At 64.2% G+C, this 12065-nt stretch carries 10 protein-coding genes; 6 read left to right on the top strand and 4 right to left on the bottom strand.

The window, feature by feature from the left end; translation table 11 throughout:
• Positions 1–8 precede the first annotated feature (8 nt).
• Positions 9–1109, bottom strand: coding sequence for a 4-hydroxyphenylpyruvate dioxygenase (gene hppD, locus G5B40_RS16515; protein WP_165100821.1), 1101 nt, complete (start codon positions 1107–1109; stop codon positions 9–11).
• A 133-nt stretch (positions 1110–1242) separates the two neighbouring features.
• On the opposite strand from hppD, the gene G5B40_RS16520 reads away from it, so the two are divergent.
• The 6 genes from G5B40_RS16520 to G5B40_RS16545 all read left to right on the top strand — a co-directional run bounded on the left by G5B40_RS16520 (position 1243) and on the right by G5B40_RS16545 (position 8417).
• Positions 1243–1701 (top strand): Lrp/AsnC family transcriptional regulator, encoded by a 459-nt coding sequence (locus G5B40_RS16520; RefSeq protein WP_246209582.1) that lies wholly within the window; start codon positions 1243–1245, stop codon positions 1699–1701.
• 133 nt (positions 1702–1834) lie between these two features.
• Positions 1835–3016, top strand: coding sequence for an MFS transporter (locus G5B40_RS16525; RefSeq protein WP_165100826.1), 1182 nt, complete (start codon positions 1835–1837; stop codon positions 3014–3016).
• A gap of 135 nt (positions 3017–3151) precedes the next feature.
• A complete protein-coding gene (locus G5B40_RS16530) occupies positions 3152–4804 on the top strand; it encodes an acetolactate synthase large subunit (RefSeq protein ID WP_165100829.1) in 1653 nt (550 codons plus the stop codon).
• Positions 4805–4860: 56 nt separating this feature from the next.
• Positions 4861–6303, top strand: coding sequence for an aldehyde dehydrogenase family protein (locus G5B40_RS16535; RefSeq protein ID WP_165100832.1), 1443 nt, complete (start codon positions 4861–4863; stop codon positions 6301–6303).
• A gap of 431 nt (positions 6304–6734) precedes the next feature.
• The gene (locus G5B40_RS16540; RefSeq protein ID WP_165100835.1) at positions 6735–7784 is read left to right on the top strand and encodes an isopenicillin N synthase family dioxygenase; all 1050 of its coding nucleotides are present in this window, start codon (positions 6735–6737) and stop codon (positions 7782–7784) included.
• Between the two features lie 3 nt (positions 7785–7787).
• The gene (locus G5B40_RS16545; RefSeq protein WP_165100838.1) at positions 7788–8417 is read left to right on the top strand and encodes a LysE family translocator; all 630 of its coding nucleotides are present in this window, start codon (positions 7788–7790) and stop codon (positions 8415–8417) included.
• Positions 8418–8423: 6 nt separating this feature from the next.
• Here the strand turns inward: G5B40_RS16545 and G5B40_RS16550 are convergent, their stop codons facing one another.
• From G5B40_RS16550 to G5B40_RS16560, 3 genes are read right to left on the bottom strand one after another with little or no spacing between them, the layout of a single operon-like run.
• Positions 8424–9554, bottom strand: coding sequence for a GNAT family N-acetyltransferase (locus G5B40_RS16550; RefSeq protein WP_165100841.1), 1131 nt, complete (start codon positions 9552–9554; stop codon positions 8424–8426).
• A gap of 5 nt (positions 9555–9559) precedes the next feature.
• Positions 9560–10600: an LptF/LptG family permease gene (locus tag G5B40_RS16555; RefSeq protein ID WP_165100844.1), complete on the bottom strand. Its 1041-nt coding sequence runs from the start codon at positions 10598–10600 to the stop codon at positions 9560–9562.
• The gene (locus G5B40_RS16560) at positions 10597–11802 is read right to left on the bottom strand and encodes an LptF/LptG family permease (protein WP_165100847.1); all 1206 of its coding nucleotides are present in this window, start codon (positions 11800–11802) and stop codon (positions 10597–10599) included. Before G5B40_RS16560 ends, G5B40_RS16555 begins: the two co-directional genes overlap by 4 nt.
• Positions 11803–12065 lie beyond the last annotated feature (263 nt).

A 12065-nucleotide genomic window follows, 5' to 3' on the forward strand; every position in this document is an offset into this window, starting at 1 on the left:
CGCGCGCCTCATTCGGCGGCGCTGAGCACGCCCCGGTTGATCTGATCCTGCTCGATGCTTTCAAAGAGCGCGCGGAAATTGCCCTCGCCGAAGCCGTCGTCGCCCTTCCTCTGGATGAATTCGAAGAAGATCGGGCCGACGACGGTTTTCGAGAAGATCTGCAGCAGGATCCGCGTCATCCCGCCATCCACGACGCCTTCGCCGTCGATCAGGATGCCGTGCCGCTTCATCCGTTCGATCGGCTCCTCGTGGCCGGTCACGCGCTTGTGGCTCATGTCGTAATAGACATCGGGCGGCGCCGGCATGAACTCCATCCCGTTGGCCGCGAGCGCGTCGACCGAGGAGTAGATGTCGTTGGTCGCCACGGCGATGTGCTGGATGCCCTCGCCATTGTATTCGCGCAGATACTCCTCGATCTGGCTGGTCTCGTCGGCGCTTTCGTTGATCGGGATGCGGATCTTGCCGCAGGGCGAGGTCAGCGCGCGCGAGGTGAGCCCGGTCATCCTCCCCTTGATGTCGAAGAACCGGATCTCCTTGAAATTGAAGATGCCGGAATAGAACCGGTACCACTTGTCCATATTGCCGCGATGGACGTTGTGGGTGAGGTGGTCGAGATAAAAGAACCCGATCCCCTCCGGCTTCGGGTCAACCTCGCCGAGCCATTCGTAATCCGCCGCGTAGGGCGAGACGCCGTCACGGGCGACGAAATAGAGCAGCGAGCCGCCGATGCCGAGAATGGCGGGGGCGTCCATAACCTTGTCATCGCCGTGATAGCCCTTCGCGCCATTGGCGACGGCGTGCGCATAAGCCTGCTGCGGATCGACGACGCGCCACGCCATTGACGCGGCGCAGGGGCCGTGCGCCTTGACGAAATCGGCGGCGAAATCGCCCGGTTCGGCATTGACCAGATAGTTGATGTCGCCCTGCCGGTAGAGCGTCACGTCCTTCGTGCGATGTTTGGCGACGGCGGTGTAGCCCATCTGTTCGAAGAGCGCGTGCAGGGCCTCCGGCTCCGGATGCGCGAACTCGACGAACTCGAACCCGTCCGTGCCGGCGGGGTTCTGCGCGGTGATCTCGGCGGGGGCGGCGTCGTGCGGGAAGGGTCCCATGGGGCGGCTCCTCTTTAAGAATGGCGATTTCGTGAGGATATACGCCGAAACATGCGATATGTCCGTGCGTAATGGGAATAATCGGCTATTCATACGCACATACTGTGCGCAAGGTCGAGAAAGGATGCGCGAAATGGACCTCGACGGCTTCGACCGGAAGATTCTCGCGCTCCTGCAGGCGGACGCGAGTCTCACCACCGCCCAGCTTGCCGGGGCGGTCGCGCTCTCGCCCTCGCAATGCTCGCGCCGCCGGATCGCGCTGGAGGCCGCCGGGCTGATCGCCGGCTACCGGGCGGAACTGGACGCCCATCTGCTCGGCTATGGCGTCGAGGCGTTCAGCCGGGTGACCCTTGCGGCGCATTCCGAAACCGTGGTGGACGATATCGCCGGGTTCTTCGACGCGCTGCCCGAGGTCCGCATGGCCTACACGCTGACCGGCGATGCGGATTACCTTCTCCACGTGCAGGTGCGCTCGCTGGACGAGTTGGCGAGCTTCGTGCACCGGCGGCTCCTGCCGCACCCGATGGTGGCGCAGGTTCGCTCCGACATCGTGCTGCAACGTGTCGGGCGGCCGAAAGGCGTGCCGATCTGAGGCGGGCGCGGGACGTCAGGATTTCATTAACTAAATTTATCCAGCAATATCAGATAGCTGCTCGCGATAACCATGGTTATCCGCCGCGCGCGGCCCGCTGGACTTTCGACCCGGTCCGTGCGCGAGTGCCGTCATGTCGAAATCCGTCGCCGTTTCCCTTCTCTGCCTCGCCGTCGTCGCCGGCATGGCGCCCTGGTTCGCCGCCGCAGCAGCGATGCCGGACATGGCGCGGGAGGCGGCGCTCGGCCCCGCGAGGCAGGCGCTGATGTCCTCCGCCGTTCAGGCCGGCTTCGTGATCGGCGCGCTCGGCTCGGCTATCACCGGGCTCTCCGACCGGTTCGACCCGCGCCGCGTGCTCGCCGCCGCCGCGTTGATGAACGCCGGCGCCACCGGCGCGCTCCTTCTCATCGCGCCCGGCTCGGACGCCGCGGTCGCACTGCGCTTTCTTACTGGGGCGGGGTTCGCGGGGATCTATCCGCTCGGCATGAAGATCGCCGTCGGCTGGGGCCTGCGCGATCGGGGGCTTCTGGTCGGCACGCTGGTAGGGGCGCTGACGGTCGGCTCGGCGGCGCCGCATTTGGCCGCCTATCTTGGCGGCGCCGAATGGCGGTTGGTGATCGGCTCCGCCGCCGCCGCGTCGCTCTTCGCCGCGCTCGTCGCGCCCTTCGTCCGGCTCGGCCCGCATCACGCGCGCGCACCGGTTTTCGACCCGAAGGTGATCCGCCTGATCTGGACCGATCGGCGCATCCGCGCCGCCACCGGCGGCTATCTCGGCCATATGTGGGAGCTGTACGCGATGTGGGGCTGGGTCGGCGCGGCGGCGGCTGCGGGCTATGGCGCACGTCTCGGAACATCGGAAGCGGAGCGTCTGGCGGCGCTGACCGCCTTTCTCGCCATCGCGATCGGCGCGGCGTTCTGCGCCCCGGCCGGTTGGCTCGCCGACCGTGTCGGCAAGGCGCGGGTCGCGGCCGGCGCGATGATGATCTCCGGCGCGGCGGCGCTGGCGGTCGCGCTGGCGCATGGCGGGCCGGTCTGGCTCTCGTTCATTCTGATCCTGATCTGGGGCGCGGCGGTGATCCCCGACAGCGCGCAGTTCTCGGCGTTGATCGCCGACGCCGCGCCGGCCGAGGCCGCCGGCAGCCTGATGACAATGCAGACCGCGCTCGGCTTCACGCTGACCGTCGCGACGGTGCAGGCGACGCCGATCCTCGCGGCGATGGCCGGCTGGCCGGCGGTGCTGGCGCTGATGGCGCTTGGCCCGGCGGTCGGCGTCGCCGCGCTCCGTCCGCTTCTGCTTCGGCGGGCGCATTTGTGAGCAACGACACGATCTGCGTGCGCCGCTGGTAAGAATCTCTACGCAAACGCGAATTATCCGCTAAGGTGACGCTGTATTCAGCGGGCGCGGGTCCGGCGTCCAGGCTATGAGCCGGCTATCAGGGAGAGGGGAACCATGACCAAAGCATCAGATCTGTTCATCGAATGTCTTGAGGCGGAGGGGTGCGAATATGTTTTCGGCATCCCCGGCGAGGAAAATCTTGATTTTCTCGACAGTCTTTCGCGCTCGAAGAAGATCCAGCTGGTCCTCACTCGCCATGAGCAGGGCGCGGGCTTCATGGCTTCGGTCTATGGCAGGTTGACCGGCAAGACCGGCGTCTGCGTCTCCACGCTCGGGCCGGGCGCGACGAATTTCACGACCGCCGCAGCCTATGCGCAGCTCGGCGGGATGCCGATGCTGATGGTGACCGGCCAGAAGCCGGTGAAGAAATCGAAACAGGGCCGGTTCCAGATTCTCGACGTCGTGGAGATGATGGGTCCGATCACCAAGTATTCGACGCAGATCGTCGCCGGCGACAACATCCCCTCGCGGGTCCGCGAGGCCTATCGCATCGCCGAGGAGGAGAAACCCGGCGCCGTGCATATCGAACTGCCCGAGGACATCGCCGACGAAAACACCGAGGAGAAACCGATCCCGAAATCGGCGGTGCGCCGGCCGGTTCCTGAGGATAAGTCGATCATCCAGGCGCTGGAGAAGATCCACGCGGCGAAATCGCCGATTCTGGTCATCGGCGCCGGCGGCAATCGCAAGTTGACCTCGAAGATGCTGGAGAAATTCATCGAGAAGACCGGCATCCCCTTCGTCACCACGCAGCTCGGCAAGGGCGTGGTCGATGAGCGCCATCCGCTCTTCATGGGCTGCGCCGCGCTATCGGCGGGCGACTACGTGCACCGGGCGATCGAGGCCGCGGATCTCATCATCAATATTGGTCATGATGTGATCGAGAAGCCGCCCTTCTTCATGAAACAGGGCGGCGCGGAAGTGATCCACGTCTCCTACAACACCGCCGAGGTCGATCCGGTATATTTCCCGCAGATCGAGGTGATCGGCGATATCGGCAACGCCGTTTGGCAACTGAAGAACGGCGTGAAGAAGGAGGAAGAGGCGGAGTGGGACTTTTCGCGTATGATGGAGGTGAAAAAGCACCACGACGCGCAGATTCTCGAAGGCGTCGGCGATATGCGGTTCCCGATCTATCCGCAGCACGCCGTCTCGGTGATCCGCGAGGCGATGCCCGATGACGGCATGATCTGTCTCGACAATGGTGTCTACAAGATCTGGTTCGCCCGGAATTACCTGGCGCGCAAGCCGAACACCGTGCTCCTGGACAACGCGTTGGCCACCATGGGCGCGGGGTTGCCTTCGGCGATGGCGGCGCGACTGGTCTACCCGGACCGGAAGGTGATGGCGATCTGCGGCGATGGCGGGTTCATGATGAACTCGCAGGAGCTGGAGACCGCTGTTCGGCTGAAAATGAACCTCGCCGTTCTGATCCTGAACGACAACTCCTACGGGATGATCCGCTGGAAACAGGCCAATATGGGCTTCAAGGACTGGGGCCTTCAGTACGGCAACCCGGACTTCGTGAAATATGTCGAAAGCTACGGCGGCATCGGCCATCGCGTCGGCTCGGCGGAGGAACTGCCGAAGATCATCGAAACCGCGCTCTCGACACCCGGCGTGCACCTTATTGACTGTCCGGTCGATTACGCAGAGAACGACCAGATCCTGAATATCGACATCAAGAAGCGTTCAGCCGCGGTGTAAACCAACGGGGGCGGCCCGCCCGCCCCCTCCGGCGCCTGACGAAACGAGAGGCCCCGATGCCCGAACTCAAAGCGAAATACCCCTACTACCTCAACAACGAGGCCGTCTTCGCGAATGACGATCTCGAGGTGACCGACAAATATTCCGGCGAGGTGGCGACACGCTGCGCGCTGGCGGACAGCGCCGCCATTGACGCGGGCATCGCCGGCGCAGTCGAGGCGACCGACGCGATGGCGAAGATGCCGTCCTTCGCCAAGAAGGCGGTGCTAGAACACTGTGTCGCGCGCTTTCGCGAACGCAAGGAGGAACTGGCCTATTCGCTCTGCGTCGAGGCCGGCAAGCCGATCAACGACGCCGAGGGCGAGGTCACGCGCCTGATCGACACATTCCAGATCGCGGCCGAGGAATCGACGCGGATGCACGGCGAGCTGCAGGCGCTCGACATTTCGCCCCGGGCGAAGGGTTATCGCGGCATGTGGAAGCGGGTGCCGATCGGTCCCTGCTCGTTCATCTCGCCGTTCAATTTCCCGCTCAATCTGGCGGCGCACAAGGTCGCCCCCGCCATTGCGGTCGGCTGCCCGTTCGTGATGAAGCCCGCCTCGCGCACGCCGCTCGGCGCGCTGATCATGGGCGAGGTTCTGGCCGAGACCGATCTGCCGAAGGGGGCGTTCTCGATCTTGCCCTGTTCGCGCGACGGCGCCGATCTCTTCACAGTGGACGACAGGCTGAAGCTTCTCTCCTTCACCGGATCGCCCGGCGTCGGCTGGGACCTGAAGGCGCGCTGCGGCAAGAAGAAGGTTGTGCTGGAGCTTGGCGGCAACGCCGCAGTCGTGGTCGATTCCGACACCAGGGATCTTGACGACGCGGTCACCCGGATCATCTTCGGCGCCTTCTACCAGTCGGGCCAGTCGTGCATCGGCGTTCAGCGGATCATTATCCATGAAGACATCTATGATGAGATGAAAGCGAAACTGGTCGCGAAGACGAAAACGCTCGTGTCCGGTGATCCGAAGGTGCGCGAAACCTTCATCGGCCCGATGATCTCGGAGAAGGAGGCCGCGCGCCTCCATGGCTGGATCGAATCCGCGGTCGCGGCCGGCGGCGATCTTCTCTGCGGCGGGGGGCGCGACGGCGCGATGCTGCAGGCGACGCTGCTGGAGAACGTGCCGGTGGATCAGGACATTTGCGCCGAGGAGGCCTTCGGCCCGGCCGCTGTCTTGCAGAAATTCTCGACCTGGGATCAGGCGATCTCGATGGTCAACGATTCCAAGTTCGGCCTGCAGGCGGGCATCTTCACCCGCGATTACTACAAGGTGCAGCAGGCGTGGGATGAGATGGACGTGGGCGGGGTCGTTGTCGGCGATGTTCCGTCCTATAGGGTCGACAACATGCCATACGGGGGCGTCAAGGATAGCGGGCTCGGGCGCGAAGGCATCCTGTTCGCGATGGAGGACATGACGGAGATCCGTAATCTGGTGATTCGCACGCCGCCGGGATGAGCCGAAACGCGCGCCATCCGGTCGCTTCTGAATGAGGCGGACACGGCGATGATCGTGTACGCCACGTTGACCGCGCCGGCCGGACGCCAGGATCCGTGCGTTCGCCGCGCCGGTCGGATGACGAGAAAAAGGAACTCGCCCAAAGCGATTCCCGGACAGATCCGGTTTCCCGGTGGTTCACATCGAATTTATTTTCAGAGTCTTAAAGGCGTTAATGCGGGGCTAACCGCATGAGACTCTGTCAAATTCCAGAGGGAGGTGATCAAAAGATTAAAATTTGGCAACAATTCTCCGCAAAAGATCGTTTACCTCTCGGCAAACTTAATTATTTCTTTAGTGGCACGCCACTTGCAACTATGGCGTGCCGTTGTTTCCCGTCAGTGCGGGCGGGAGTCATCGGATGATACGCGGTTGCAACGGGGGTAGACGCCATGTTCGGTGCTGATGTCTTGCCTGTAATCGATCTCGGGCCGCTGAGAAGCGGCGGAAAGGCGGATATAAAACGTGTTGCCGACGAGATGGGAGAGGCGGCGCGCGAAGTCGGTTTCTTCTACGTCGCGAACCACGGGATTTCACCCGCGTTGATCGAAAGCGCCTATGGCGCGGCGGAATCGTTTTTCGCCCAGCCCGACGACGTCAAGCGCGCGTACTATATCGGCGACAGCCTCAATCATCGCGGCTACGTCCCCTTTACCGAGAAGGGCGACTACGCGGACGAGGTGAATCGCAATTACGAAGCGTTCGACCTGGCGCTCGACCTTCCGCACGACGACCCGGACTATCTGGCGGGGAACTTGCTTCTCGGACCGAACGTCTGGCCGGAACTCGATGGGTTTCGCGAACGGATCGGCGCCTATTACGCGTCGATCTCGTCTGTCGGCCTGAAGATATGCGCGGCGCTGGAATTGCATCTCGACCTGCCGCCGGGGGATCTGACCAAGCAGATGACGAAGCCCATCTCGCAGCTGCGGCTTCTGCATTATGTGCGCGCGCGCGGCACCACGGAGTCGAAGAGCGTGAACATGGGCGCGCACACCGATTACGAATGCCTGACTCTGCTTCATCAGCGTCAGAAGGGCCTGCAGGTGATGACCCGGCGCGACGAGTGGATCGACGTTCCGGTGAAACCGGAAGCGTTCATCATCAATATCGGCGACATGCTCGAAGCCTGGACGAACGGCGCCTTCCGCTCCACCCCGCACCGCGTGCTGAATCTTAGTCCTGAACGGTTCTCGATGCCGTATTTCGTGGCGGCGAATTACGACACCGTGATCAAGCCGTTTCCAAGCTTGATTTCGCCTAATAATCCGCCAAAGTATGAAGGATTCAATGCAGGGTTGCATCTGGAGCGTATGTTGCTAAGAGATTTTCCATATCTGAGAGAACGGCGTGGCGAACGCATCTGGTCGGCGACGACCGACCATGAGGGGCCCGTCCAGAATCCCTTCGAGAAGCGTATGAACGGCGTGAGGGCGGACTGACATATGCCGTCGCTTGAGACGATGGTCGTTGTGGCGCTGGCCGGGCTCGCCCTCAGCGCTTCTCCGGGACCTTCCATGCTTTACGTCCTCTCGCGCAGCGTCGGCCAGAGCCGGGCCGCCGGCCTGGCTTCGGCGATCGGACTCGGACTCGGCGGCGTGCTTCTGGCGGTGATCGCCGCGCTGGGCCTTGCGGCGGTGTTCCAGCAATCCACGACCGCGTATCAGGCGATGACGGTCGTCGGCGCGGGCTATCTGATCTATCTCGGGATACGGATGATCCTGGAGCGCGAAGCTAGTCAGAACGGAGAAGTGCGGATCGGGCCGGTCGAAAAGCGCAGCTACGCACGGATCATCTGGCAGGGCATATTGGTCGAGGTGCTGAATCCGAAGACCATTCTCTTCTTCATGGCCTTCATCCCGCCCTTCGTCGAAACCTCGAAGGGCGATATCGCCCTGCAGATGCTGGTGCTCGGTGTTCTGGTGCCGCTGACCGCGGTGCCCTCCGACCTGATCGTCGCCTTCGTCGGCGGCTCGCTGGCGCAGACGGTGCAGGGCAACCGGTTGATCCGGCGCGGGCTTTCGTGGCTCGGCGGAATCTTCCTGATCGGGATCGGCGTCAGCCTGTTTTTCTGACCCGGGTCAGTCCAGCGGCCGCTCGTAGAAGCGGTAGGTCTTGACGATTTTCGCGCCCAGCATCTCGATCAGCCTGCGGACCGATGTGTTGTCTTCGAGAATCCAGCTGAACTCGAGCTCGCGGAACCCGCGCTCGACGCAGCGTTCCTCGGGCGAATAGATCAGCAACAGCGGAGCGATGGAGCCGACCAGACCTTCGAGACCCGGCAGCATCCCCATCAACGGCACCCGCGCGCCGCGTATGCGGCCGTATTTCAGCCGCCAGATAAGCCGCAGAATGTTGAAGGGAAAGAGTCGACCGCGGAAATCCCCGATCGCCTCGTTGATATCGGGCATCATCACGATGAAGCCGACCGCGCTCCCGTCAAGCTCGGCGATGCGGGTCAGGCCGGGATCGATCAGCGGCTTCATCTCCTTCGCCATGGCGTCGATCTCCTCCCTCGTGAACGGGACAAAACCCCAGTTGCCTTTCCACGACTCATTGAAGATATGCGCGATGGTCTCGACCTCCTCGTCCCAGCGCTTGAGGTCGACGGGCCGGACGTGAAGCGAGGGCGGCGTCTGACGGAACAGTCGTTTTGGTCGCTCCGGCAGTCCCGCCGAGGTGTCGAGCCGGTAGGCGAAGGCGTCGCGCCCCTTGGCGAGCCCGGTCGCCTCAACCATCGGGCCGAGCCATGACGGGTCGTGCGGCATCAGAAGAAAGGGTGGGCTGTCGAACCCGTCGACCAGCAGCCCCGCCTCGTGATTGATGTTGAGCGTATAGGGGCCGCGCATCCAGCCCGCGCCGCGCGCGCGCAGCCAGTCTTCCGCGGCCTTCAGAAGCGCGGTGACGATCGCCTGCTCCGGCTCCGCGGTCAGTGCGCCGAAAAGCCCGCATACCCGGCCGTCGACATCGGGCGAAAGCCGGTCGATCTGCGCGCTGATCCGGCCGACCGCGCGCCCTTCGGACCAGGCGAGGAAAAACGCCGCCTCGCCGTGCGTGAACCAGGGATTGTGCTTCGGGGAAAAGAACTGCGCGCGCTCGAAATGCAGCGGCTCGACCCAGTTTGGATCGTCTCGGAGGATCTGGCCCGGAAGGCGGATGAAGGTCTTCATCTGCGCTCTGCCGGCGACCTCGCGCACTTCGATTTCAGGCATACGGATTATTCCTCCAGCGTGAGCAGCACATAGCCGCCGATCGACGCGAACATAGCCGTCGCGCCGAAGGCGGCGAGCGCGGGCGGCAGGTTGCCTGTCTCGCCGAGCGCGGTCAGCATGCCGTCGAACAGCAGGAAGGCGAAACCGAGCACGACGCCGAGCGCGGCGTGTTTGCCGAGGCCGCCGCCGCGCCGCGTCCCGAAGGCGGCGGGGGCGGCGAGCAGGATCATCACCAGCGGCGCCATGAAGGCGGCGTATCCACGATAGACCCTGACCTGATAGAACTCCGTCGTCCTGTTGCCCGCCCAGGCGCCGGTCAGAATCCGTTCGGCGACGTCGCCGGCGACGGCGCTTGTAGGGCTGGAGAGCGCGCGCACATTCGCCGGGCGGAGTGGAGTCTCCCACCGCTCACCATCGATCCGGGTCGATTTCGATTGACCTGGCGTCAGCCGGCTCGCCTCTCCGAGGCGCCAGACGCCGTCCGCGAAGCGGGCCGAAGCGGCGCTGATCCGCGCCGTCATCCGGCCTTCGGCATCCATCTCGTAGACTTCGAGATCGAAGATCAGGTCGCCGCGCGTGGAGGAGGCGTCGGCGTGCACCACGCCGAGCGACGTGCGCGCCCAGAACCCGCCAGATGTCGCGGCTGGCTGCGGGTCGAGCCAGGTCAGCAAGCGCCCCTCGAGAACAGGCGATATCCGGTCGCTGAGCGCATAGAGGCAGGCCCCGAAGACGAGCCCGAGCGGGACGAGAAGTAGGAGCAGTCGATAGATCGTCGCGCCCGAAGCGCGCAGAACCGTGAACTCGCTCCGCCCGGCGAGGCTGAGAAACGCGAGGACCGGCCCGAGGATGAGGCCGACCGGCAGTACCGCTGTCAGGATGATCGGCGCGCGCAGGCCGAGATAGCGGAGCAGACCGCCGTCATCCTGTTTCAGCACTTCCGCCGCGCTCTCCACGAGATCGAGCGCGATGGCGAGACCGGCCAGCGCGAGCGTCGTCGCCAGCACCCGGATCAGCACCGCGCGCGTCAGGTGCAACGCCAGCGTCATCGGGGCTGCGTCTCTTCCGCGCCGGACTGTTTAAGTGCGCCGGTTGCACGGTGGATTCCGCGATCGATCCAGACGAAGCACTTCCTGAGCGCACTGTCCGTACCCTGGCTCGCGGTGGTGAAGAAGAGCCATAGTCCGAAGGCGAAATAGACGGCGCAAAGCCCCCAGAGCCCGAGCACCGGGTCTACGGTCCCGTTCGCGGCCATGCCCTCGACCGTCTTGGTGACGTTCTGAAACGCGATCAGCACCGCCATCGCCAGTGCGATTCGTCGCCAGGCCGGTGAGCGTTTCCCCGCGACCGCGAGCGGCACCGCGATCAACGGCACTCCGAGAAGCGCAAAAGCCCGGATCAGGCGACCGTGAAACTCCGCCGCGTAGCGTGGGTCGGGGGGCGCGCCTTCATCGCCGCGGATGCGCGCCAGAAGTTCCTTCTGCGTCAACTCGCGCTCGGAGCCGCCGCGCGGGCGAAAGAGCTCGCCGTCGAGATCGAACTCGCGTTCCAGCGTCAGACTGTCGAAACTGACCGAGAGTTCGCCCTCCGTCCGTCCGATGGAGACGGCGACGCCGTTGACGAGCCGAAGACGCAAGGTCCGCGTCTCCACGTTCGGGATAAGCACTCCGCGCTCGGCGGTGAGGATGCGTTCAGCGTCGCCTTCCTGCTTCTGAAGCACGAACACGCGGTCGAGAATGCGGCCGGTCGGGTCGACTTCCTCGGCGGAGATGGTCATGCCCTCGCCGGCGTCGATGAACGTGCCGGCCTCCACCCGGGCGTCCCATGCGGCGTTCACGAGTTCATGCTTGACGGCCTGGTAGGCGTAGCGTGAATAGGGCTGGAGATATCCAAACAGGAGGAGTGAAAGAACGCCGAGAATCGCGCCGCAGAAAATGAAGATGGCCCCGATCCGCCGGATCGACCAACCGGCGCCCTCCATCGCGTCAAGCTCGTTTTCGGAACCGAGCGAGGTCATCACCGCAATGATGCCGACGGCGAAGGCGGCGGGAAGCGCGAGGCCGAGATAGTGCGGCACGAGGTTGAGCGTCATGGCGAGCACGAGGCCGAGCGGCGCGCCCTTGCCGGTCAGGAGTTCGAACAGCCTGAGCACGCGCTCCAGCAGCAACGCCGCGAGAGTCACCGCCAGTGCGGCCATCATCGGCTTCGCCATCAGCCGAAGGAGGTAGGCGTCGACTGTGCGGAGGCGCATGGACATCGGGCTCCCCGGCTCCGGATCCGCCCGTATTCGGGCTTTCGCCGGCGCGCGCCATGCCGACGCGCGCATTTCCATTTAGAGGAGCGCGCGCGGCCCCGCAACCGCCGGAGGCGAAGCCTGGCGCCGGAAACACTGGCGCGTCGCCGCCGATTCTCTTAGAGATTCATGAACCGCCTGTCGAAGTGAGCAAAGCCGGAACCCTATGCACGGCGCGTCGCGAAAGCCCAACAGACTGGAAGAAATCGAAGCCCGGCTCG

The organism is Pikeienuella piscinae, assembly GCF_011044155.1.
Classification (GTDB): Bacteria; Pseudomonadota; Alphaproteobacteria; order Rhodobacterales; family Rhodobacteraceae; genus Pikeienuella; species Pikeienuella piscinae.